Raw genomic sequence first — 25,107 nt, 5'->3', positions numbered from 1 at the left:
CTTTTCAGAAAGGAAAACCGATGACCAAAGCAAAATCGTTACTGGCCACCGGCATTTTGGCTCTTTTCTCCGCCACGGCATTCGCCTCCCCACTGCCTTCCGAAATCTACCGTCCGGATGGCGCGCACACCATCAAAGCCGATCATCAAGGCAACGGCGAATTTGAATACGAAGCCGAACTTTCCGGCCAACGCAATTCCATTCCTTCCTTGGCCAAAAAAGTGATCGCCCACGCGCGCAGCAAAGGTTTTCATGTGGTTGAGTCTGAAATCAAACACGACGATGCCGATCTGAAATTCAAACGCGGCAAACAAGAGCTGGACGTTTCCATCGAAGACAAAGGCCAAGGCCGTATCGAATACAAAGCCGATTTGGACTTGGACTAAAACTAAATCCGACTCGCAAATAAAAGCCGTCTGAAATCCCATCGGGTTTCAGATGGCCTTTTGTCGTCTTTATCAGATATAATGGCACTCGGTTTGTAAAATTTCCGACTCAAAACATTGTACAATCTGCCCACTTATACCGATAACATCCCAAACATTGCCATGAAAAAACGTCTGCTCCTCCTCGCCATCCTTCCCCTTTCCCTTCACGCCGCCGATGTGCCGCCTGACGTAAAACCCGAGCTTCAAGTCAACACTGCCGAACCCCAACAACCCGAAACGCACAACATTCCTGCCGAGCAGACAAACAGGCCGTCTGAAAAAATCATCAACGTCGATGCCGACACCCTGCTTGCCAACACCGAATTACTGGCACGCGCTATGTATTCCGCCGTCGTCGCCCACAATATCCCCGGCATCAAAGCCGTTTTGCCCATTTACGAACAATGGCCAGAACACGACCGCGCCATGGCACGCTATGCCAAAGGTTTGCTTGCCCAATCCGAAGGGCGCGCCGCCGAAGCCATCGGCCATTACCGCCGCTTTATCGCCGAGCAGCCCGATGCCTCCGCCGTCCGCTGGCAGCTTGCGACCGCCTTGTTTGAAGACAAACAAAACGAAGCCGCGGCCGACCAGTTCGACAAACTGCAAACCGAGCCCCTCCCGCCTGCCTTGCAAGAGCGCATCGAAACCTACCGCAAAGCCCTACGCGAACGCGACTCATGGCAATTCAATGCCGGCTTGAACATCATGCGCGAACAAAACATCAACCAAGCCCCCGGCCAACGCCGTCTGGGCAACTACCTGAGCGATGAACAATGCCGCGCAGTGCGCCTTATCTATCCCGACGACGACTGCTTCCGAGGCTGGACATTCCCCGAACCCATCGATGCCACCGCCATCCACTACCAAATCGGCGCAGAAAAAAAATGGTCTCTGCCCCGCGGCTTCTATGCCACGGCAGGCGCAGACCATTACGGCAAAATCTATCCCAAACACACCAACTACAACGACCTCACCACACGCTTCTCGGCAGGCATCGGCTATGCCGACCAGCGCAACGATATCGGCATTACCCCGTTCCACGAGCACCGCTTCTACGGCAACGACCCCTACACCTACACCAACGGCGCACGCCTCCACTACAACCATTGGTGGCAACCCAAGCTGCAAACCCTCAGCGCATTTGAAGCAGGCCGTCTGAAAAACAACCGCCGCGAGCGTTCCAACAACACCAGCCAACTGCTCAGCAACTCCACCGTGTACTACCGCAACGCGCGCCAATACTGGGTAGCCGGTATCGACCTCTACCGCGAACGCAACCGCGACGACAAAAGCGACAGCTTCAACCGCTACGCCCTGCGCACCACATGGGGACAAGAATGGCCCAAAGGCCTCTCCACCGTCCTACGCCTCAGCGCCGCCCAACGCCGTTACCAAGCCCCCAGCTTCTTCAGCAACGAACAAAACCGCCGCGACAAAGAAGCCTCCGCCTCCCTGAGCGTATGGCACCGCGCCCTCCATTTCAAAGGCATCACCCCGCGCCTGACCATTGCCCACAACAAAACATGGAGCAACGACAAGTTCTACGAATACGGCAAAACCAAAATGTTTGTAGAATTGAGCAAAACGTTCTGACAAGTAGAACCAATCTGTGGATAAAGCAAAAATGCCTGTCCTGCATACTGATTTACAAGGCAGATTCACACTTTTACAGATACCGGATAAATAGATTTTTTAAGGCATAACGCCTTATTAAATTCATATTTATCAAATAGATAAATCCAATCCTAGATTACTTTACAACGTAACGTACAACACTACATAACGCTACAAAAAAAATCAGGCCGTCTGAAACCCGACTTAGCGTTTCAGACGGCCTTAGTATTTGTTATCATATCCGTTCACACCTCTTCAGAAAGTATGATGATGAATGCTCTGAACAAAACCCTCTTATCCGTTTCTGTCGCGCTGGGATTGAGCGCCTGCGCTTCCGTCAAAACCGCAGACACCTACGACCTAGACTTCTCCAAACAAAAATACACCGAACAAAGCATCGAAGTGAACGGTCAAGCCATCAAATTCCGCGCTTACGAAGGCGTGGTGTACGTCCGCAATCCTGTCGATACCCGTTACGAAATCATCAATATTTATGTACCCGAAGCCTATTACAACGGCGGCGAGATAGACGGTTTCAACGCCGAAACCGCACCGATTTTCCTGCCCAACCAAATCGGCGGCTATATGCCGGCCGAACCCGGCAAACCCGCTTTAGAAGGCAAACGCGGCGAGCCTGAAGACGGCCAAAAATCGCCCAACGCCGCCCTGGTTGCTCTCTCCAAAGGCTACGTCGTCGCCTCCCCTGGCGCACGCGGCCGGACAGAACCCACCGGCAAAGCACCCGCCGCCATTGTCGATTTGAAAGCTGCCGTCCGTTACCTGAAAGCCAACGACAAAGCCATGCCCGGCGATGCCAAAAAAATCATTTCCAACGGCACAAGCGCGGGCGGCGCGATGTCCGCCCTCTTAGGCGCAACAGCCGACCAAAAAGATTACGAAAAATATCTGAAAGCATTGGGTGCGGCAGACGGCAGCGACAAAGTTTTCGCCGTATCCGCCTACTGCCCGATTACCGATTTGGACCATGCCGACATGGCTTATGAATGGCAGTTCAACGGCGTTAACGACTACAAAAAAATGAACGTTTCCATGCTCGACTACCATGTCAAACGCGAGCTGGTCGCCGGCACGCTGACCGATGACGAGAAAAAACTGTCCAACCTCCTCAAACCCTTATACCCAGCATACCTCAACAGCCTGAACCTGAAATCCCCCGAAGGCAAACCCCTGACGTTGGATGCCCAAGGCAACGGCAGCTTTAAAAACCATATTGCCGGTTTACTTGCCAAATCCGCACAAACCCAGCTTGATGCAGGCAAAGACCTGAGCGACCGCACTTGGCTGACCATTCGCAAAGGCAAAGTCGTCTCCGTTGATTTCGATGCCTACGCCAAAGCCGCCGGCCGCCAAAAAACACCGCCTGCCTTTGACGGCGTAGATTTAAGCGCAGGCGAAAACCAACTCTTCGGCACCAATACCGTCGATAAACGCCACTTCACCGCGTTCTCCATGCAACACAACACCGCCGCCAACGCCGAAATCGCAGATGAAGAAACCATCAAAATCATGAACCCGCTCAACTACATCGGCAAACCGGGCATAAACCTGCCGCAAAACTGGCGTATCCGCGTCGGCACCAACGACCGTGACACCTCACTGGCAGTCTCCGCCGTCTTAGCCGCCAAACTGCAAAACAACGGCCAAACCGTCGACTACGCCCTACCTTGGGATGTCGAACACGGCGGCGATTATGACTTGGACGAACTGTTTGCCTGGATGAAACAGGTCAGCAATTCTGCAAAATAATTGTTCGCAACATAGATTGAGATGAGATTTTGTATCCCGTTTTAATTAAAGAAAGGCCGTCTGAACATTTTCAGACGGCCTGTATTTTGATAAAAACTCCAAGCCCCTTATTATGTAAATGAAATTTTTTAATAGCATTAAATATTAATTTTTATAAATAAACTAATTTTAAATTCTATAAAATAATTAAAATAAAGAAATTTTAGAATGAAATTGCTAAAACAAAAAATCAAGCCTTGTTTAATTCTGATAAAACCTGTAACCTGTATTAAAAATAAACAAGAGAGTCCATCATGTCCCAACACCACCCTACCGACGATATTAAGATTAAAGAAGTCAAAGAGTTACTCCCTCCAATCGCACATTTGTATGAGCTGCCTGTTACGCCTCAGGTTGCCAATTTGGTTTATAAAACACGTCATGAAATTGCGGATTTGGTTCATGGCCGCGACAACCGTTTGCTGGTCATCATCGGCCCATGTTCGATTCACGATACTAAGGCGGCGGTTGAATATGCGCAAAAATTACTGCCCTTGCGCAAAAAATATGAGAAAGAGCTGCTGATTGTAATGCGCGTGTATTTTGAAAAACCGCGTACAACCGTTGGCTGGAAAGGCTTGATTAACGATCCGCACTTGGACGGTACGTTTGACATCAACTACGGCCTGCGCCAAGCGCGTCAGTTGTTGCTGACTTTGAACGAAATGGGCATGCCTGCTTCGACTGAATTCTTGGACATGATTACGCCACAATACTATGCCGACCTGATTTCTTGGGGCGCGATTGGTGCGCGTACGACTGAAAGCCAGGTACACCGCGAATTGGCCAGCGGCCTCTCCTGCCCTGTCGGTTTTAAAAACGGTACGGACGGCAACCTGAAAATCGCCATAGACGCCATCGGCGCCGCCAATCATCCGCACCACTTCTTGTCTGTAACCAAAGCCGGTCATTCCGCGATTGTCCACACCAGCGGCAACCCTGACTGCCATGCGATTTTGCGTGGCGGTAAAGAGCCTAATTACAGCGCGGAGCACGTTAAAGACGCGGTTGTGCAGCTTCAAAAAGCCGGCGTGAGCAGCAAACTGATGGTGGACTGCAGCCATGCCAACAGCCGTAAAGACTTCCGAAAACAAATGGATGTGGCGCGCGATGTTGCGGCGCAGCTGAAAGCCGGTGAAGAAAACATCATGGGCGTGATGGTGGAAAGCCACTTGGTTGAAGGCCGCCAAGACAAGCCTGAAGTTTACGGTCAAAGTATTACGGATGCCTGCATCGGTTGGGATACGACTGAAGAATTGCTGGCCCTGCTTGCCGAAGCGAAAGGTTACCAAGCGTAAGTGCGAAATCATTAAAAAGACCGGATATGTTCCGGTCTTTTTTGTGTCTGTCATTTGATTTCTTTGCTCAAGATACCGAGCAAGTTTTAGTCAGGTTTGACATCAAAACAATATGTTAGAGAATACTCAGGCCGTCTGAAAACCCGATCACTCAGGTTTTCAGACAGCCTGCACTATTTTTCTTTTCAATTAGAACGTATGTTTAACCGTTGCAGTCACACTACGCGGCGTGCCGTAAACGTGAATATCCGGCATGGGGCGGTAGCGTTTGTTGAATACGTTTTCAAAGTCCAAACCGATGCGGGTGGATTTGCCGATTTTGTAATGCGCAGTCAAATCCAGCGTAGCGTATGGGCGTTGGGTCAGTGCTTCTTTACCGGCAACGGTGAGGGGCTGGTATTCATCAGATACTGCATTTGTACCGCTTTGCCAGTTGACGTTTGCACCCAAGTTCAAACGGTCGGTAACGTCATACGCAGTAAAGAGTTTGAAAAGGTGGTTAGGATAAGAAGGGTTGACCACATTGCCCGAATCGTTTTTGAGTTTGGAGTACGCATAAGAAGCATTGAGCAGCCATTTGTCGCTTAGGCGGCCGCCGACAGAGAGTTCCATGCCTTTTGTTGTAGTGTTGTCGGTTGCACGGTAGTATGGCTTACCATTCGCGAATTTGCCTGCAACCACGCCCAAATGGTCGCGTTTGTTCATAAAGGCGGATGCAGAAGCGTTCAAACGGCCTTCAAACCAAGAGGCTTTTAAGCCGAGTTCATATGTTTTGCCACGTTGCGGTTCGAGTGCCGTACCGTCTTTGGTCAAGTAACGCACTTGAGGGCGGAATATGGTGGTATAGGAGGTGTAGGCTGTCAGATTGTCGTTTAAATCATAACTTGCGCCCAAATAGGGGATAAATACCTTGTTTTTATGCCTGCTGTCGGCAAAATTGTTGCGATTGGAACTGTAGCGGTATTGCCAATCGACAAACCGTCCGCCGCCTATCAATGCCAGCCTGTCAGTCAGTTTGAAACGGGTCGAACCGTAAACAGAGAGGTTTTTCATATGGGCAAAGCCGTCGCGAATGTAGGGTATGGCCGGTTTTGTGAAATTTCCGTCAAAAAGGCGCAAATCAGGGACAATCTCATCTTCATTTTCTTCGTAATATGAAGGAGTTTCCTTATTGTACTGATAGCTGATGCCGGCATTGAATTCATGTTTGCGTCCCCAAAGCGGGTAATCGCCGTCTAAATTCAGAGAAAAATCTTGGTCGGCGTACTTGGCTTGATCGCGCTCGGCAAAGAATTTAGCGGAATAGTCCGGATAAATGACAAAAGGACCGGCTATACCGGAAACTGCATCACTTTTTCCATAAGTATGGCTGTAGTTGCCGTTTAGAGCCCAACCGTTTTCAAACTCATGATTGACAGAGGTGAAGATTTCCGCACTGTTTTCTTTACCGTAAGCCCATTTTGCCGAAGCATTGCTGCGCGGTGAGGCTGCAAACGGTTTGAAAGGTTGATTGTTGTCAGGGTTTCCCGCCACGGTCAGATAGCTGAAAGGCGAGCTGCCCTTGTTGCGGAAACGGTGTATTTCCGTACCGATATTCCATTGGGTCTGAGGGGTGAAGTCGTAGGAGAGAATGCCGTAGAACGTGTGGTTGTGGCGCGAAGTGTTCGGCAGGTAATCGCCGCCGTGGTCGCTGACCAAAATAGCGCGGCCGCGCAAGGTATTGTCTGCATTTAAAGGCTGATTGCCATCAAGGACGAAGCGGTAGTGGTTCCACGAACCGACACCGGCTTCCACGCTGACGGCAGGTTTGGCAGTCGGTTTTTTGCGTTCCAAAGCAACCGTACCGCCCGGCTCGCCCATACCGCCGTTGGATAAACCGCTTGCGCCGCGCACGACGACGACTTGGTCATACAATGCGCTGTCCAGATTGTTGGTGCCACGGCGGATGGCTTTACCGTCGTAAAGGAATTTAGGCGCACCATCCACGGAAATGCTGTCAATCGCCTGACTGCGTGAAATAAACTCGCTGTGGCCGGATACGTTGTTGCCCATTTTGCTGTGGAACACGCCCGGTGTTTGTTTCAATACGTCCTGCAGGCTGTCCAAGCCTTGGTCTTCGATTTGTTTTGCCGTTACGACAGACAGGGACTGCGGCGTTTCACGCTGGGTCAGGCGGATGCCTGTCGCGGCGGAGGAAGCGGGAATGGTGTAGTTGGAAGTAGTCTGTTTACCGACACCTTGGACGGTAACTGTCGGTAAATCGACACGTTCTTGCGGCTGGGTATTTTCTACTTCGGTCGCGAAAGAATACGCCGAACACAGCGCCAGACTGACGGCAAAGCTTAATTTGCCATAGGGAAATACAGGTAGTGACATAGCCTCTCCAATTAGCTGATGTTTCAATTTGGTGGCAGATTCTATCAAAAAGATGTAATCCGATGAAACTATGTTCCAATCACTATTTTCTAAGTCATTTGTTTCATTAATAATATTTCTTTAAGACTAATCATAATTAACTAAAAAGGCCGTCTGAAAACCCGTATCATCAGGTTTTCAGACGGCCTTAATCTTTTTTTTACAAGGCAATCAGTCTGCCAATTTTCGTGCCAACTCTGCCAAACGCTTACCTTGTGCAAAGGCAATATCGTTTTCTTCGGCAGTCAATGCCGGCTTGCTGTCGTGGCCGGAAACATGGCTTGCGCCGTAAGGCGTGCCGCCGCTTTGGGTATTGCTGAGCGCGGACTCGGTATATGGGATGCCGCTGATGACCATGCCGTGGTGCAGCAGGGGCAGCATCATGGTCAGCAGGGTGCTTTCTTGGCCGCCGTGCAGCGAAGATGTGCTGGTGAATACGGTGGCAGGTTTGCCGACGAGTTCTGCACCGAGCCAAAGGGGAATGGTGCCGTCGATAAAGTATTTCATTGCGGCGGCCATATTGCCGAAACGTGTCGGGCTGCCGAGCGCGAGGCCGGCGCAATTTTTGAGGTCGTCGGCAGTCGCGTATGGCGCGCCTTCGTAGGGAATGCCTTTTTCAACGGCTTCGCAAACGGTGGAAACTTTGGGAACGGTTCGCAACACGGCTTCGCAACCATCCACGCTTTCGATACCGCGTGCGATTTGGCGGGCAAGGTTGCGCGTACTGCCGTTTTGGGAATAAAAGAGGACGAGGATTTTCAGGGGATTTGGGTTCATTTGGGGTTTCCGTTACAATGCTGTCAGGTTTCAGACGACCTTTTAAATACTCAGGCCGTCTGAGAAGAAAAAATTTCAATTTGGAAGTGGGAAAAGGTTATGCCGTTTTCGCAATGGTGGCAAGGTTTTTTAAAGAGTAAAGGCGTGGCGTTCGCTTGGTTTGTCGTGCGCCGTTTTGATGAGGAGCGCGTGCCGCAGGTGGCGGCAAGCATGACGTTTACAACACTTTTGGCTTTGGTGCCCGTGTTGACGGTGATGGTCGTCATCGCGTCGGCCTTCCCTGTTTTCGATCAATGGTCGGGGGAGTTTATCTCTTTTATCAACCGCACCATCGTACCGCAGGGCGCGGACATGGTGTTCGACTACATCAATGCGTTCCGCGATAAGGCCACCAATCTGACGGCGATCGGTAGTGTGATGTTGGTCGTCACCTCGCTGATGTTGATTCGGACGATAGACAATGCGTTCAACCGGATTTGGCGCGTCAATTCGCAACGGCCTTGGATGATGCAGTTTTTGGTGTATTGGGCGTTGCTGACGTTTGGGCCTTTGTCTTTGGGCGTGGGCCTGTCAGTCATAATCGGTCAGGTGCAAGTAGTGGGTGGCTCGGAATGGCTGAGGGTCATAACCGCGGTTTCATTTATTACGGTACTGCTGTGGGGCTTATACCGCTTTGTGCCCAACCGTTTCGTGCCTGCCAGCCATGCTTTGGTCGGCGCGGCCGTAACGGCGTTTTGCTTGGAAACGGCACGCTTTTTGTTCACTTGGTACATGGGCAACTTTGACGGCTACAAATCGATTTACGGCGCATTTGCCGCAGTACCGTTTTTCCTGTTGTGGCTCAACCTGTTGTGGACGCTGGTATTGGGCGGCGCGGTTTTGACCTCGTCCCTGTCCTATTGGCGCGGCGAAGCGTTCCGCCGCAGTCTGGATGCGCGCGGACGCTTTGACGATGTATTGAAAATCCTACTGCTGCTCGATTCTGCCCAACAAAACGGCAAGGCATTGCCGGTGCAGGAGTTCAGACGGCATATCAATATGGGCTTCGACGAATTGGGCGAGCTTTTAGAAAAACTGGCGCGACACGGTTATGTCTATTCCGGCCGTCAGGGCTGGGTCTTGAAAATGGGGGCGGAGTCCATCGACTTGGCGGAGCTGTTCAAACTCTTTGTCTACCGTCCGCAAACGCTTAATAAAGACAAGGTCAATCAAACGGTTGACCACATCATGCAGCCCTGTTTGGAAACCTTGAACATGACGCTGGCCGAGTTCAGCGCCCATACGAAAAAACAGTCCTCTTAAACCTAACGCCGTCTGAAACCAAAAATATCAAGTTTCAGGCGGCCTTTGCTATAATCGGCACACTACTGAATACTACATTCGACCTACAAGGATAAATAGATGAAAACACCAGCCCTACTCTCTCTGCTCGGTCTGATTCCATCTGCCGCCTTTGCCGCCCACGGCGTAGGCCTTGGCCAACCACCCAAATATCCGGCCAACTTTACCGCTTTCGAATACGTCAATCCCAACGCTCCCAAAGGCGGCACATTTACCACGCCTTTCCTCGGTGCTTTTGACACGCTCAACCCCTTTACCCTCAAAGGCAACCACGAATACGGCATCAGCATGCTGACGCTCGACACCCTGACCGAGCAAAGCATGGACGAACCTTACGCCGTTTACGGCCTGATTGCCGAAGACATCGCCCTGGCGCCGGACGGCCTTTCCGTTGCCTTCAAAATCAACCCCAAAGCCAAATTCCACAACGGCGATCCCGTTTTGGCCAAAGACGTTGCCGCTTCATTTAACATCCTGACCAAAGACAAAGCCGCCGCCCCCATGTACCACTTCTACTGGAGCGACGTGGCCAAAGTAGAAACGCCCAACGACCGCACCGTCGTGTTCCGCTTCAAACAGCGCAATTCAGAATTGCACATGATTCTCGGCAGCCTGCCCGTCTTCTCGCATAAAAGCTATCCCAAAGGCCTGGCAGCCGCACCCAACAGCCTGCCCATCGGCTCCGGCCCCTACCGTTTTGCTAAAGCCGAAAACGGCCGCATCAGCGAGTTTGTCCGTGACAAAAACTACTGGGCGCAAAATCTGCCCGTGCGCAAAGGCCGCTACAACTACGACCACATCCGTATCAAATACGTCAAAGACGAAGTTGTCCGCATCGAAGGACTGAAAGGCGGCCAATATGACTTCGTACAAGAAAACGTCGCCCGCAACTGGGCGCGAGCCTACTCCGACGAAGTCCTCAAAAAACGCAATCTGTCCAAACACGAATGGGTACAAAACAGCACAGCCGGCATGCAAGGCTTTGTCATCAATATGCGCCACAAGCCCTTGGACAATATTTACGTCCGCCGCGCCTTGATTGAAAGCTTCGACTACGAAAGCGTCAACAGCCGCATCTTCTACGGCGCATACCGCCGCACCGACAGCTTCTTCACCAACAGCACCATGGCCGCAACCGGCAAGCCTGACAGCGCGGAAACCGCATTGCTCAAATCATTGGGCACCAAGCTGCCCGACGGCGTATTAGATCAAGACGTCCCTATGCCGCCGGTTACCGACCCCAAACTGGGCGTGCGCCCGAACCTGCTCAAAGCACGCGCCCTGCTTGAAAAAGGCGGCTATCAATACAAAAACGGCAAAGCAGTCGACAAACAAGGCAAACCGCTGACCTTTGAATTCCTTGCCCCAAGCAAAAACTACGAGCGCATTACCGCAAAATGGCAACGCGACCTCGCCAAAATCGGTATTACCATGAACGTGCGCACCGCCGATTCCGCTGTATACCAAAAACGCATGAACGACTTCGATTTTGACGTGACCACAGGCTACTACGGCAACAGCGAAAGCCCCGGCAACGAACAATACGACTACTTCAGCTGCGCCGCCGCCAAAACCGAAGGCAGCCGCAACCTATCCGGCGTCTGTCATCCCGCGGTTGAAAAACTGTTGACCCATTTCAACAGCTTTACCAACCGCCAAGAGCTGCAAACCACCTCGCGCGCGCTCGACCGACTGATCCGCCACCAATACACCATCGTTCCAAACTGGTTCGCCGACCGCTACCGCGTCGTGTACCGTAACGATGTCGGCATTCCGTCCAAGCTGCCGAAATACTACGACCCCATCACCTTCGCCATGACCGCAGGTTGGAAGAAAAAGTAGTCGCATTTCGACAACACGTCCAAGCGTCTGACAAGCCCTTGGCGTGTAGCACTCAGCATAGAATCATAAAACCTAGTTGTTTGTTTAAAAACAATCAATCGGCTGATTCCAAACAAACATAGAAGAAAAAACAACTTAAAGCCAAAACAGAGGCCGTCTGAAACATCTGCCAGCAAAATCATCTGCAACGGAACATTTCAGACGGCCTTTTCGTCTCTTTTCAATCTATTTTCGCAACCGAAGCAAGATATCGAAAATAAACAAAAAAATTACAAAACAATGCCCTCAAATTTTACAAAACCGTGTACACTGCAAGGTAAGAGTTTGAATTATAAGGTTAATCTTAATAAAAACTACAATCATCCAAATTTAACCCAAATCAAGCATTCATATAATAGACAAAAGGAACAATAATATGGAAATCAAGCGTCTCTCTACCATTCTCAAACTGATTGCCAACCCCGAACGCATGGCCATCCTTTTTCTGCTGCTTGACGGCGACCGCAGCATTACCGAACTGGCACAGGCGCTCGACTCCTCCCCGACCGGCATCGCCAACCACCTCGCACGCCTGCGCACCGAAGGCATCATCGATTTCACGCGCTACCACCGCATCATCGAATACCGCCTCATCTCCGAAGAAGCCACCACCATCCTCAATACCCTGCGCACGCTCAAAGACCCAGCCGAATAAACAAATTATTCCACATCACAACATCAAGGCCGTCTGAAACATCAGCTTTCAGACGGCCTGCCCCTTTCAGCCCATATCGAAAAATAAACCAATCCGCTATACAATACCGTCCATGCCCACAGGCGCCATCCGCCGCCTTCCCACCCAACAGCACACACGGAAACATTATGAAAATCGCCACTTGGAACGTCAATTCCCTCAACGTCCGCCTGCCCCAAGTACAAAACTGGCTGGCCGACCACCAAGCCGACATACTCGCCTTACAAGAACTCAAGCTCGACCAAGACAAATTCCCAGCCGCCGCCCTGCAAATGATGGGCTGGCATTGCGTCTGGAGCGGCCAAAAAACCTACAACGGCGTCGCCATCATCAGCCGCCACGCACCGCAAGACGTACATTGCGGCCTCCCCACCCTACCCGACGACCCGCAACGCCGCGTCATCGCCGCCACCATCAACGGCGTGCGCGTCATCAACGTCTATTGCGTCAACGGCGAAGCCCTGGACAGCCCAAAATTCCAATACAAAGAACAATGGTTTGCCGCATTGACAGAGTTCGTCCGTGCCGAAATGGCCGTCCACCCCAAACTCGTCCTGCTCGGCGACTTCAACATCGCCCCGGCAGATGCCGACTGCTACGACCCCGAAAAATGGCACGAAAAAATCCATTGTTCCTCCATCGAAAGACAATGGTTTAAAAACCTGCTCGACCTCGGCCTGACCGACAGCCTGCGCAAAATCCACCCCGAAGGCGCGTTCTACACATGGTTCGACTACCGCGGCGCAATGTTCCAACGCAAACTCGGCCTGCGCATCGACCACATCCTCACCAGCCCCGAACTCGCCGCCACCCTTACCGACGTCACCGTCGACCTAGAAACCCGCGCCCAAGAACGCCCCAGTGACCATGCGCCGGTAATTGCAGAGTTTGACTGCTAACACTTTGAATTAAGAAAAATAAGGCCGTCTGAAAACTGGATTTCAGACGGCCTTTATTCTAAAAGTTTTCAGACGACGTTTGAGGTCTTCTGAAGATTTAAAACAATGGTTTGAACACCAAAAAACGCGTGCGTGCGTACCGCACACGCCCTACACCTCGATTTTGAAGTTTGTGCCATCCGCAGGTAGGGTGTGTGGTGCAGCCACGCACGCGGTTGGTCATGCAGGCTACGGCTTGCTTACACGGGCTACGCTTGCTTTTGCATTTCGCAAAATAACGCCTGAATTACCTTATCTACTTCTGTTATATACTTCTCAACATCCTTAGGTTTAATTGTTTTTGTACTATGGTTTCCACTTCCTCCAATATTATTATTTTTATCTGCATGATGGACAATAGAATGTCTTCTTTGAAAAAAACCTTCTAATATTTGAGCTTCTGAGTCAGAAATATTCACAAAAATTTCTAAATCTGTTATTTCTTTTTTTAGTTGACCAACATTATTAATTGTGAATTTTGAATCTATATATTGTTTGACAGAGTCTTGGATTATCTCCCTAATTGTTGTGTCAGGTTCAAAATTAAGTAATTCCCCTAAATAAAATTTATCAGATCTATCTTTTTTTTTCTCTGACCATAACGGCACTCTATCATTAATAAATTTAGCATCTTTCGTGGGCCATATAATAATTGCTAAACCCCGCATTACTTCTTCTAGAGATGCATGCAAAAATACAACTGAAGAACGTAATATATCTGTATGTAAAACAGACTTTCTCCCCTTTTTCTTTTCTGTTCCTAGATTTTTATAAATCTGAATTAGTGATTCTACTCTCTCTTTATTTTTTTGATATGTACTAACAACTTCATCAAAATTGGACATAACTGAAACCTCAATAATTACTATATAAAATCAAAAGCATAAATTTTACGCCCCAAACAACAACCCTTCCTTAATCCCCCGAATTCTATCACGAAGAACAGCCGCCTCTTCAAACTGCAAATCCCTAGCCGCCTGCTGCATGGCTTTTTCCAGTTTGGCGATTTCTTTAATTGCGTCTTCTTCGTTGTGGATTTCGCCGACTTTAACTTTGTTTTTGCCTTTCAGACGACCTTTGCCGCCGTCTTCTTCGTGGTACACGCCGTCGATGATGTCTTTGACCTGTTTTTTAATTTGTTTCGGTACGATGCCGTGTTCTTCATTGAATTTAATCTGTTTTTCTCGGCGGCGTTCGGTTTCGTCGATGGCGGCTTTCATGGAGTCGGTGATTTTGTCGGCGTACAGAATGGCGACGCCGTTCACGTTACGCGCGGCGCGGCCTATGGTTTGAATCAGGCTGCGGTGGGAGCGCAGGAAGCCTTCTTTGTCGGCGTCGAGGATGGCGACGAGGGAGACTTCGGGGATGTCCAAGCCTTCGCGCAAGAGGTTGATGCCGACGAGTACGTCAAACAGGCCGAGCCGCAAATCTCTAATGATTTCAACGCGCTCGACGGTATCGATGTCGCTGTGCAGGTAACGCACTTTGATGCCGAGTTCGCTGTAATAGTCGGTGAGTTGCTCCGCCATGCGTTTGGTGAGGGTGGTAACGAGCACGCGTTCGCCTTTTTGGATGCGGTCGTTGATTTCACTCATTAAATCATCGACTTGGGTGGCGACGGGGCGGATGATGATTTGGGGGTCGACCAACCCGGTGGGGCGGACGACTTGTTCGACCACTTGCCCGGCGTGTTCTTCTTCGTATTTGGCGGGGGTGGCGGAAACGAAGACGGTTTGCGGCATGACTTTTTCAAATTCGTGGAATTTGAGCGGACGGTTGTCGCGGGCGGAAGGTAGGCGGAAGCCGTAGTCGACGAGGTTTTGCTTGCGCGATGCGTCGCCTTTGTACATGCCGCCGATTTGGGTAACGGTAACGTGGCTTTCGTCGATGAACATGATGGCGTTGTCGGGCAGGTAGTCCATCAGCGTGGGCGGCGGTTCGCCTTCTTTTTTGCCGGAGAAGTGGCGGGAGTAGTTTTCGATGCCTTTGCAGAAGCCCATTTCGTAGAGCATTTCGAGGTCGAAGCGGGTGCGTTGTTCGATGCGCTGTTGTTCGACGGGGCGTTGTTCGCGGGCGAAAAATTCGATGCGTTCGCGCAGTTCTTCTTTGATGGATTCGCAGGCGCGCAAGACGGTGTCGCGCGGGGTAACGTAGTGGCTGGACGGGAAGACGGTGTAGCGGCCGACGCGTTGGTGCAGGCTGCCTGAAAGCGGGTCGAACATATCGAGGCGGTCGATTTCGTCATCAAACAGGCTGATGCGCAAGGCGTTTTCGGAGCTTTCGGCGGGGTACACGTCAATCACGTCGCCGCGCACGCGGAAGCTGCCGCGTTTGAAGTCCAAATCGCCGCGTTCGTACTGCATGGAAACGAGCGTGGCGATGATGTCGCGCTGCTCGATGGTGTCGCCTTCTTTGACGGACAACACCATTTGTTGATACTCGGTCGGGTCGCCGATACCGTAAATGGCGGACACGGTAGCGACAATAATCACGTCGTCGCGCGTCATCAGGTTTTTGGTGGCGGAAAGGCGCATTTGTTCGATGTGTTCGTTGATTGCGCTGTCTTTTTCGATGAACAAATCGCGGCTGGGCACATAGGCTTCGGGTTGGTAATAGTCGTAGTAGGAGACGAAATATTCCACCGCGTTTTCGGGGAAAAACTCGCGCATTTCGGCATAGAGCTGGGCGGCAAGGGTTTTGTTGTGCGCCATGATGATGGCGGGTCGGCCGCTTTGGGCGATAACATTCGCCATGGTATAAGTTTTTCCCGAACCGGTTACGCCGAGCAGGGTTTGGTAGGCAAGGCCGTCTGAAAGTCCTTCGAGCAGGCCGGCAATGGCGGTGGGCTGGTCGCCGGCAGGTGGGAAGGGCTGGTGGAGTTTGAAGGGGGAATCGGGGTATTGGATGACTTCCATAAGACGGCCTGTTTTATGTTCATGTAAAGAGAGGATTATAACAAAGGGCCGTCTGAAAATTGATAGTGTGCCAATCTGACAAGACTAAATATTTCATCTCCTTCCTTAGCTAACTGAGATTGGTTGTGTTAGCAGGAACAATACTTGGATGCTGGGCTGGGTCAGCTGGAGCGAATAATCCATCTTCATTCACCAAAGGACGTGCCTGTGCACGTCCTTTTTCTTTATCCGCATCCTCCCTTTCGATCAGGTTTCTACCCCGTAAAAGGCCGACACTCCGCATCATTGCCCCTAAATATCTCCTCGCCGTCCATACAGCTGCCCTTCCCCTTCATCTTCTCGCACACCACCGCCGTCAGCGACTCGTTCAAGCGCAACACCCTCGGCTCCGCCTCCCTGTCCAACGCCACCGCCTTCAGGGTAAACTTCCCCTCCAAGATCCCCTTAGCCTGACCGCTCATCCTGATGCAGAAACCACCCGCCTCCTTCACCGGCAGCTCCGGCCACTTCGTCGACGTCAGCTTAAAGCTGCCCTTTTTCGTATAGAACTGCTCCATAAAGCGCGCATTTTCCAGCAGGGCGGCATGCGCCGCACGCAGGTTGGCCGAGCGGACCGATTCCCGGTAGGCCGTAAATGCCACCGTCGCCAATATCGAAGCCACCAATATCACCACCAACAGCTGTATCAAAGAGTAGCCCCTCTGCACAGTTGCCCTATTCCGTTTTCCATCAAATACATTTAAGTACATCTCTTTATTTCCTTTATCTTTTATATCCTCATCCGACAAGAGGCTATCCATTTATCCCTTTACTCAATGTAAAGTCTCCATTTGTCCAGGTCTTCATTCCCGGCCCCATACAAAGCCGCCCGTCAGCCCGAACCGGCAAACGGTTCGGCATCAGGGCGGCGTATACGGCAGTTAACCGTCAGGTTATTTTTTCACGGCAGGCTGTGCGGCCTTAGGCGCGGCAGAAGAAACCGTCGCCTCCGCCTTCAACTTGTTCAGCACCGCATCACCGATGCCCTTCACGTTTTTCAGCTCCTCCACCGATTTGAACGCACCGTTCTTCTGACGGTATTCCACAATCGATTTCGCCTTAGCCGGGCCGATACCCGGCAAGGCCTCCAGTTCGGCAGAAGACGCGGTATTGATGTTCACGGCAGCCAAAGAGAACGCCGCACAGACGGCGGCAAATGCACCAAATAAAAATTTCTTCATCAGATTTTTTCCCATAACGTGTTTGATTGAATCAGTCAGGAAGTCTACAGAATGGTTTTATTCCAAGCGGTAAACACTGTCACATACGCAGATAGGGCAACAGCCCATACCCACATAAATGCTTACGCCATATTAACGCAAATATCGTTTGATTTCAAATATTCCAAACAGTTAACCGTAAATCTCGGTACTTTTGTTCAAGAATAACAACAGGGTAATCATACATATCTGTAGAAACTAGTAGCGTTGTTTACAGTATTTCCAGGAGAATACTGAAACATGAACATGCACAAAAACACCCGTCTCACCCCGCACCACCGCCAAGCCATTTGGCTGGCCTACACGCAGGGGAAGGAAAGCGTAACCTCCCTGGCACGCCGCTACCAAGTCAGCCGCGTCACCATTTACCGCGCACTTAAAGCCGCAAGGGGCAGACTGCTCAAACCCCAAACCAGTACCAACAACCGTTTCAAACAGGCAAAGTACGGAATGAAACGCCTGTCCAAGGTAGAACGCGGCATTCAGGAAAAACTCAAAAGGCAGGCCAAACGCTACAATAAATCCTACCCCGGAGAGCTGGTACATCTCGATACCAAACGGCTGCCGCTGCTCAAAGGGCAGAAAGCCACCGATAATCGGGATTACCTGTTTGTCGCCATCGACGATTTCTCAAGGGAGCTATACTCCGCCATTTTGCCGGACAAAACTGCAGACAGTGCCGCCAAGTTTCTGACTGGACACCTGATTGATCCCTGTCCATACCTGATTGAGTGCGTTTACTCCGACAACGGTACGGAATATAAAGGCTCGGCCAACCATGCTTTCGGTGTAGCCTGTTATGAGAACGGGATTGGTCAAAAGTTTACCCGGGTTGCCCGTCCGCAGACCAACGGTAAGGCGGAACGGGTTATCCGCACCCTGATGGAGATGTGGCATGGGAAACAGTTGTTTGACAGTCCGGAACACCGGCGAAAGGAGTTGTGCCGCTTTGTTAATTTCTATAACACTGTGAAGCCGCACCGCAGTTTGAACGGCGATACGCCGTTTGAGGTCTTGCAGGCTTATTTTTCTCAACCTGTGGTGTAAACAACGCAACGTTTTCCTACATTTCAGACGGCCTGAAGCAATCAATACCTTAGCTACTGCCATGTAAATAAAACACAAAAACCTGCATTTATCATTAACAATAAATTACAAAAACAGTATAATGACCGAACTGTCATGAGCGCATACCGACTCAACCTGAGCCCTTTGTAACGCACAAAATATGGATGTACCCCCAGGCAAAACAATATAACAAGCCAAGCATCCTAAAGATAAGCCAGCAAGGCAATACACTCTACAAAACTATGCCGAGCAATATTTTTACAAAGCCCTCAACCGGTATCGCCGCCCATATGCCGCAGCATCCGTCTTCCACTTTATATCCGCCCGCAAACCATGACCGCCGCTCCTGATATCCTCTACCGGCAAGCCGCCGCCCTTTTGGAACAATCCAATACCGCCCAAGCCCTGCCCCTGCTGCAACAGGCCGCAGAGCAGGGATATACGGAAGCTGCTTTTGTATTGGGCGACCATCTGCTGCAAAACGGTCATCCGGAGCAGGCACTTCCATGGCTGGAAGCCGCCGCGGCCCAACGCCATCCCAAGGCACTCTTTATCCTACTGCAACAACGCGAACACAACGGCACTCCAACCGGACAGCTTCTCAACGACTACGCCTGGCTGGGTGAGCAAGGTCACCTCGAAGCCCAATTAATCCTCATGCGCTACCACGCGCAGCGCAACGATCCACAATCCCTCTACTGGGCGGAGCTTGCCGCTGCCCGATATGCCGCGCCTGCATATTACCATCTGGCACGCCATCATCAACGACAAGGCGACATTGAAACAGCCATTGAACAATACGAAAAAGCGGCCGCGCTCGGCGTGAATGCCGCCTGCTGGCAACTCGGTCAAATTTACTTCTACGGTACAGGTATCAACCCAAACCACGCACAAGCCGAACAATATCTCAAACAAGCCGCGCAAGCCGGCCACATCGCCGCACAAATCCTGCTGGCCGACCTCCTTGCCGCCCAACGCAAACCCGAAGCCTTAGAATGGTATCGTCGTGCCGCCGATAAGGAGCAGGCGGAAGCACAGGCCAAGCTGGCCCAATACGCCCTGACCGGCGAACTTTCCGAACGCGACCCATTCCAAGCGGCGCGCTATGCCAAAGCCGCCGCCGAGAAAAACCATTCCGAAGCACTGAAAATCATGGGCGACCTCTACCGCTACGGCCTCGGCATCAAAGCCGACAACCATATCGCACACGATTACTACCACCGTGCAGCCGCACTGGGTTCTGCCGCCGCAGCACAAAAACTCATCAGCGACGCCGCGCTGTACCATCCGCAACAATACGAACAAATCAAAACTACCGCCCTGCAACAACAACAAACCGAAACCACATACCGTTTGGCGGAAGCACAAGCCAATGCCATCGGCCGTCCCGCCGACTATAATGCCGCGCGCAAAAATTACATGGAAGCTGCCGAGTTCCACCATAAAAACGCGGCGGCAGCCTTAGGCCGCATCTACCATTACGGCCTCGGTACGGCGCAAGATCCTCGGGCGGCTGCACACTGGTACACCATCGCTGCCGAACAAAACCATCCTTCAGCACAATACCACCTCGCCTGTTTTTACTATCACGGACAAGGTGTCGGCTGTCATGTTCCGACCGCCTGCTACTGGCTGCAGGCCGCCATCAGCAACGGCCACACTTCGGCCGAATCATTAACATCCCTATTAGAACAGTGGCGCCGCGAAGCACATCATGCCATCGGACAAAAGGCCGTCTGAAAAGATTTACACACGCATTTTTTGACAAACTTTAACTATTCCCCTAATATTTGCCAGTTATTTTTCACGGACACGTCATCGTTTTCATTTCTTTCTGAAAACACCTTGTCCGCGCATCAATACCATGACACTCGGCGGATAACGCCGAGCGTTGAAACACACTACATCCGGAACAAAAACGGATGCTCGGAAAAACATTTCTAGGAGGTGAAACAACATGGAATGGGAATTCAACAGTTATTACACACTGATTGCCGCCACGCTCGTGTTGCTGGTTGGTAAATTTCTGGTTCAAAAAATCAAATTCTTAAGAGACTTCAATATTCCCGAGCCGGTCGCCGGCGGTTTGGTTGCCGCTATCGTCCTGTTCGCCCTGCATGAAGCCTACGGCGTCAGCTTCAAATTTGAAAAACCGCTGCAAGATGCGTTCATGCTTATCTTCTTTACATCCATCGGTTTGAGCGCCGACTTCTCCCGTTTGAAAGCGGGCGGTTTGCCTTTGGTTATCTTTACCGCCGTGGTGGGTGCATTCATCATCGTCCAAAACTTCGTCGGTGTCGGCTTGGCGAGCGCATTGGGCTTGGATCCACTGATTGGCCTGATTACCGGTTCGATTACCCTGACCGGTGGTCACGGTACAGCCGGCGCATGGGGTCCTGACTTTGAAAGCAAATTCGGTCTGACCGGCGCAACCGGTTTGGGTATGGCTTCTGCAACATTCGGCCTGGTATTCGGCGGTTTGATCGGCGGTCCTGTTGCACGCCGTCTGATCAACAAAATGAGTCGTAAACCTGTCGTCAAAACTGCCAAATCCGACGACAACGATGTTGCCGACGACATCTTCGAAAAAGCACAACGTACACGCCTGATTACGGCTGACTCCGCTGTCGAAACGCTCGCGATGTTTGCCGCATGTTTGGCTTTTGCCGAAATCGTCGACGGCTACGACAAAGCCTTCTTCGACCTGCCTAAATTCGTATGGTGTCTGTTTGCAGGTGTGGTCATCCGCAACGTCCTGACTGCAACCTTCAAAGTCAATATGTTCGACCGCGCCATCGACGTATTCGGTAACGCCTCCCTGTCGCTCTTCCTTGCCATGGCTCTTCTGAATCTGAAACTGTGGGAGTTGACCGGTCTGGCAGGCCCTGTGACCATCATCTTGGCCGTACAAACCGTCGTGATGATTCTGTACGCTACGTTCGTTACCTACGTCTTCATGGGTCGCGACTACGACGCTGCCGTATTGGCGGCAGGCCACTGCGGCTTCGGTTTGGGTGCCACCCCGACCGCCGTTGCCAACATGCAGTCCATTACCCAAACTTTCGGCCCGTCGCACAAAGCCTTCCTGATTGTACCTATGGTCGGCGCCTTCTTCGTTGACTTACTCAACGCCGCCATCCTCTCCGGCTTTGTCAGCGTCATCAAAGGCTGATACGTCTGACATAGAAAAGCACTTGCCGCATTTACTTGCTGCAAGTGCTTTTGTTATGATAGGCACGTCAGGCCGTCTGAAAGGCCGTCATCTTCAGGAGTACCTATGTACAAAAAAACCGCTTCCGTATTGATTTTAAGCACGATTCTTCTTGCCGCATGCAGCAAAGAAGAGCCGAAAGCCGCGCTTGATTGCGCCCAACCGGCCACACTGCAAAACATCCGTACCACCATCGAAGACACCCTCAAACAACAAGCGCGTTCCTTTGCCCGCAATGACAACCGCCAATTCGTCGATGCCGATAAAATCATCGCCGCCGGCCTCGAATTAGAAACCCTGCTTGAAGACCCCAAAGAAACCGAAGACAACGGCAAAGCCATCTGCCGCGCCAATCTCAAAATCCGCATTCCCGACACCATCCTCAAAACGGCCATAGACAATAGCCCGCTGATTTACGGCAACACCCCGTTGTCCGACATGCTCGAACAAAAACTGATGGGCAGCAACCTGACTTTTGAAAACAACACGTTCAGCACCACTCTGCTCTACACCCCCGACAAAGACGGCAAACCGGTTCTCGAAGACAACACCCTGAGCACCACGGCCCAAACCCTTTCCGCCACCCTGCTGCCCTACGGCGTAAAAAGCATCGTCATGATAGACGGCAAGCCTGTATCCAAAGAGCAGGCCATCAAGCTGCTGCAAAATCAAAATACGGAAGAGCCGCCGACTGTTGATCCGCAAGACATCCTGGAAAACAACGCCGCCAGCCAAGCCATCGGCTTGACCGATGATGATGACAATTCAGACTACGAAGTCCTACGCCCTGACCGTGAAACCCCGCGCAACGAGCTGCCCGGCCTCAGCCAAAGCGAACTCGACAACGCGCGTGCGCAAAACCGTCAGGCAGACGGCGAGATCAACGACCTTTGGGGCGGCATGGACAGCGATGTCAAACAACAAATCCTCGGCGAACAACGCGCCTGGATTCAAAGCAAAAAACTTAACTGCCAACAAGCCGCCGCGTCCGCAGACAACGCTGCGCAAGCAGAATATCTGCGCTTACAATGTGAAACCCGCATGACCCGCGAACGTACACAATACCTGCGCGGCTATTCCATCAACTAAAACCAATAAGGCCGTCTGAACATTCAGACTGCCTACAAGAAAGCACATCACATCATGCAATACCGAATCCACCGTGAAGGCGACGCCCAAAACACACCATCTTCAGCCTCCACACCCGTCGACAACTGGGAGCGCAACACCCTGCGCGAAGTCCTCCTCGCCGCCTACCAAGAACAGCGCCGCGCCCGCATTTGGCGCAATATCTGGCGCGGCGTCGCCGTCCTCATCTTCCTCAGCCTGATCTTCGGCTTCGCAGAAGAAGAAGGAAAAACCACAAGTATCCATGCCCGCAGCGAACACACCGCCGTTATCGACCTGACCGGCGAAATCGGCAACGACATCGACGACCAAGTCCAAATCCTGCGCGACAGCATGGAAGCCGCCTACAACAACGGCAACGCCAAAGCCATCATCATCCGCGCCAACAGCCCCGGCGGTTCGCCTGTCGTGTCCAACACGGCCTTTAACGAAGTCCGCCGCCTCAAAGCCGAACACAAAGACATCCCTGTTTACCTCGTTGCCGAAGATATGTGCGCTTCCGGCTGCTACTACATTGCCGCCGCAGCCGACAAAATTTACGCCGACCCTTCCAGCATTGTCGGCAGCATCGGCGTGATCGGCGGCGGTTTCGACTTTACCGGCCTGATGGACAAAGCCGGTGTCAAACGCCGTCTGAAAACCGCCGGCAGCAACAAAGGCATGGGAGACCCTTTCACGCCTGAAACACCGGCACAAACCCAAATTTGGGAAAGCATGTTGGGCGATATCCACCAAGAATTCATCAAAGCCGTCAAACTCGGTCGCGGCGCAAGGTTGAAAGACAAACAGTATCCCGACGTTTTCAGCGGCCGCATCTACACCGGCAAAGAAGCCAAACAGGTCGGCCTGATTGACGACTTCGGCAGCATTTACAGCGTTGCCCGCGATGTTGTCAAAGCCCCCGAGCTGGTCAACTACACGCCGCAAGACGATTTCAGCAAAATGCTCAGCCGCCGCTTCGGTGCGGAAGTGAAGGCCAAAGTCAAAGAAACTTTGTCTGAAATTTGGTAAACCAAAAAACCAAAAGGCCGTCTGAAACCCAAATCATGGGGCTTCAGACGGCCTTTTATATGATTTTTAAAATAAAACGCTGATTATTGTCCAATCATTTATCGGCTTCATCAAACCGACAGGCAAATATCCCCTGATGATGCTGTTACAGGAACACATTATGCCTGCAAATGATCAAGCCTCCACATTTCAGACGGCCTGTTTCTGCATATTATGCGCCATATCAAGCGCGGCGAGGACGGCAGTAATCAGGCTGCCGGAATCGGCTTTGCCCGTACCGGCTAAGTTCAAGGCCGTGCCATGATCGACAGAAGTGCGGATAAAGGGTAGGCCGAGGGTGATGTTCACGCCTTCGCCGAAACCGGCGTATTTGAGCACCGGCAGCCCTTGGTCGTGATACATGGCGAGGACGGCATCGGCGTCTTTGAGCAGGAAGGGGTGGAACACGGTATCGGCCGGATAAGGGCCGCGCGCGTCTACGCCTTCGGCCTGCAGGGCATGAAGCGCCGGAATAATGGTGTCGATTTCTTCGTGTCCCAAATGGCCGCCTTCGCCCGCGTGGGGGTTGAGGCCGGTAACGAGGATGACCGGTTTGGCTATGCCGAACTTATGGCGCAGGTCGTGTTCAAGAATGCGGACAACCGATTCGATTAAAGGCTTCGTAATGGCGGCGGAAATGTCTTTCAGCGGCAGATGAGTGGTCACCAATGCAACTCGCAGGCCGCCGCCGGTCAGCATCATGACGACTTGTTCGGTATGGCTTTTTTCGGCGAGGTATTCGGTATGGCCGCTGAAAAATCCGTTGCCTGCGTGGGCATCGTTGATGATGCCTTTATGCAGCGGCGCGGTAACCATACCGGCAAACAGGCCGTCTAAAATGCCTTGATACGCCGTATCCAGCAGTCGGAGCACATACGCGGCATTGGCAGGATTGAGTTCGCCCGCCCGACACTCGGCATCTAAAGGAATATGCAGGACTTCGAGTTCGCCCTTAGGCAACGGATCAGCCGCTTGGGCTTGGAAGTCGCGCAGGATGACGGATTTGCCGAGCTGTTCGGCCCTTTGCACCAACAGGTTTTTGTCACACAAAACAACGGGGCGGCAAGGAAGATCGGCGAAAGCCAAATCGAGGCAGATGTCGGGGCCGATGCCGGCCGGTTCGCCGGATGTAATGGCGAGAATGGGAGCAGTCATGGTGTTTCTCGGTACGGGTTACAGTATTTAGACAACAGTCAGGCAAAACGCCTGCCCTACTTTTGCAGATTAACACAAATACAAAAAGGCCGTCTGAAAACAGTTTTTGCTTGGTCAAACTGTTTT

The 25,107-nt window shown here is 51.7% G+C and carries 20 protein-coding genes; 13 read left to right on the top strand and 7 right to left on the bottom strand.

The window, feature by feature from the left end; all coding sequences use genetic code 11:
* The first annotated feature begins 20 nt into the window (after positions 1-20).
* The 4 genes from FAH66_RS10025 to aroG all read left to right on the top strand — a co-directional run bounded on the left by FAH66_RS10025 (position 21) and on the right by aroG (position 5,149).
* Positions 21-386 carry a hypothetical protein gene (locus FAH66_RS10025; protein ID WP_137041474.1) on the top strand — a complete coding sequence of 122 codons (366 nt, stop codon included), beginning with the start codon at positions 21-23 and terminating at the stop codon, positions 384-386.
* Between the two features lie 162 nt (positions 387-548).
* On the top strand, positions 549-2,024 hold the full coding sequence (locus tag FAH66_RS10020; protein ID WP_167480337.1) for a surface lipoprotein assembly modifier: 1,476 nt from the start codon (positions 549-551) through the stop codon (positions 2,022-2,024).
* 291 nt (positions 2,025-2,315) lie between these two features.
* Positions 2,316-3,812 carry a subtype B tannase gene (locus FAH66_RS10015; RefSeq protein ID WP_208648102.1) on the top strand — a complete coding sequence of 499 codons (1,497 nt, stop codon included), beginning with the start codon at positions 2,316-2,318 and terminating at the stop codon, positions 3,810-3,812.
* A gap of 293 nt (positions 3,813-4,105) precedes the next feature.
* On the top strand, positions 4,106-5,149 hold the full coding sequence (gene aroG, locus FAH66_RS10005) for a 3-deoxy-7-phosphoheptulonate synthase AroG (RefSeq protein ID WP_137041471.1): 1,044 nt from the start codon (positions 4,106-4,108) through the stop codon (positions 5,147-5,149).
* A gap of 189 nt (positions 5,150-5,338) precedes the next feature.
* Here the strand turns inward: aroG and FAH66_RS10000 are convergent, their stop codons facing one another.
* Positions 5,339-7,525, bottom strand: coding sequence for a TonB-dependent siderophore receptor (locus FAH66_RS10000; RefSeq protein WP_137041470.1), 2,187 nt, complete (start codon positions 7,523-7,525; stop codon positions 5,339-5,341).
* 210 nt (positions 7,526-7,735) lie between these two features.
* Positions 7,736-8,341 (bottom strand): NAD(P)H:quinone oxidoreductase, encoded by a 606-nt coding sequence (wrbA, locus tag FAH66_RS09995; protein WP_137041469.1) that lies wholly within the window; start codon positions 8,339-8,341, stop codon positions 7,736-7,738.
* A 99-nt stretch (positions 8,342-8,440) separates the two neighbouring features.
* Between wrbA and FAH66_RS09990 the strand changes: the two genes are divergently transcribed.
* The 4 genes from FAH66_RS09990 (at position 8,441) to xth (ending at position 13,156) form a co-directional block, all read left to right on the top strand.
* The gene (locus FAH66_RS09990; protein ID WP_137041468.1) at positions 8,441-9,643 is read left to right on the top strand and encodes a YihY family inner membrane protein; all 1,203 of its coding nucleotides are present in this window, start codon (positions 8,441-8,443) and stop codon (positions 9,641-9,643) included.
* Between the two features lie 99 nt (positions 9,644-9,742).
* Positions 9,743-11,524, top strand: a complete 1,782-nt coding sequence (locus tag FAH66_RS09985; protein ID WP_137041467.1) for an extracellular solute-binding protein — start codon at positions 9,743-9,745, stop codon at positions 11,522-11,524.
* Positions 11,525-11,939: 415 nt separating this feature from the next.
* Positions 11,940-12,218: an ArsR/SmtB family transcription factor gene (locus tag FAH66_RS09980; RefSeq protein ID WP_137041466.1), complete on the top strand. Its 279-nt coding sequence runs from the start codon at positions 11,940-11,942 to the stop codon at positions 12,216-12,218.
* A gap of 167 nt (positions 12,219-12,385) precedes the next feature.
* Positions 12,386-13,156: an exodeoxyribonuclease III gene (xth, locus tag FAH66_RS09970; RefSeq protein WP_137041465.1), complete on the top strand. Its 771-nt coding sequence runs from the start codon at positions 12,386-12,388 to the stop codon at positions 13,154-13,156.
* A gap of 248 nt (positions 13,157-13,404) precedes the next feature.
* Here xth and FAH66_RS09965 read toward each other — a convergent pair whose 3' ends face one another.
* The 4 genes from FAH66_RS09965 to FAH66_RS09950 form a co-directional block, all read right to left on the bottom strand.
* Positions 13,405-14,040, bottom strand: coding sequence for a HEPN domain-containing protein (locus FAH66_RS09965; RefSeq protein WP_039405269.1), 636 nt, complete (start codon positions 14,038-14,040; stop codon positions 13,405-13,407).
* A 45-nt stretch (positions 14,041-14,085) separates the two neighbouring features.
* Entirely contained in the window at positions 14,086-16,110 is a 2,025-nt protein-coding gene (uvrB, locus tag FAH66_RS09960) for an excinuclease ABC subunit UvrB (RefSeq protein WP_137041464.1), read from the bottom strand.
* Between the two features lie 254 nt (positions 16,111-16,364).
* Positions 16,365-16,859: a type IV pilin protein gene (locus tag FAH66_RS09955; protein ID WP_167480347.1), complete on the bottom strand. Its 495-nt coding sequence runs from the start codon at positions 16,857-16,859 to the stop codon at positions 16,365-16,367.
* Positions 16,860-17,042: 183 nt separating this feature from the next.
* A complete protein-coding gene (locus FAH66_RS09950) occupies positions 17,043-17,330 on the bottom strand; it encodes a ComEA family DNA-binding protein (RefSeq protein ID WP_036472233.1) in 288 nt (95 codons plus the stop codon).
* 279 nt (positions 17,331-17,609) lie between these two features.
* Here FAH66_RS09950 and FAH66_RS09945 point away from each other — a divergent pair, with 279 nt between their 5' ends.
* The 5 genes from FAH66_RS09945 (at position 17,610) to FAH66_RS09920 (ending at position 23,787) form a co-directional block, all read left to right on the top strand.
* Positions 17,610-18,416 carry an integrase core domain-containing protein gene (locus FAH66_RS09945; RefSeq protein ID WP_137041463.1) on the top strand — a complete coding sequence of 269 codons (807 nt, stop codon included), beginning with the start codon at positions 17,610-17,612 and terminating at the stop codon, positions 18,414-18,416.
* Between the two features lie 354 nt (positions 18,417-18,770).
* On the top strand, positions 18,771-20,177 hold the full coding sequence (locus tag FAH66_RS09940) for a tetratricopeptide repeat protein (RefSeq protein ID WP_137041462.1): 1,407 nt from the start codon (positions 18,771-18,773) through the stop codon (positions 20,175-20,177).
* A gap of 217 nt (positions 20,178-20,394) precedes the next feature.
* On the top strand, positions 20,395-21,609 hold the full coding sequence (gene gltS / locus FAH66_RS09930; RefSeq protein WP_137041460.1) for a sodium/glutamate symporter: 1,215 nt from the start codon (positions 20,395-20,397) through the stop codon (positions 21,607-21,609).
* Positions 21,610-21,714: 105 nt separating this feature from the next.
* Positions 21,715-22,737, top strand: a complete 1,023-nt coding sequence (locus tag FAH66_RS09925) for a lysozyme inhibitor LprI family protein (protein WP_137041459.1) — start codon at positions 21,715-21,717, stop codon at positions 22,735-22,737.
* A gap of 54 nt (positions 22,738-22,791) precedes the next feature.
* Positions 22,792-23,787, top strand: coding sequence for a S49 family peptidase (locus FAH66_RS09920; protein WP_137041458.1), 996 nt, complete (start codon positions 22,792-22,794; stop codon positions 23,785-23,787).
* Between the two features lie 189 nt (positions 23,788-23,976).
* Here FAH66_RS09920 and pdxA read toward each other — a convergent pair whose 3' ends face one another.
* Positions 23,977-24,981: a 4-hydroxythreonine-4-phosphate dehydrogenase PdxA gene (pdxA, locus tag FAH66_RS09915; RefSeq protein WP_137041457.1), complete on the bottom strand. Its 1,005-nt coding sequence runs from the start codon at positions 24,979-24,981 to the stop codon at positions 23,977-23,979.
* Between the last annotated feature and the right edge of the window lie 126 nt (positions 24,982-25,107).

The organism is Neisseria subflava, from assembly GCF_005221305.1.
GTDB classification, from domain to species: Bacteria; Pseudomonadota; Gammaproteobacteria; order Burkholderiales; family Neisseriaceae; genus Neisseria; species Neisseria subflava.
Note: the sequence above shows the minus strand (reverse complement) of the source record. Positions and strands in the feature narration are given on the sequence as shown.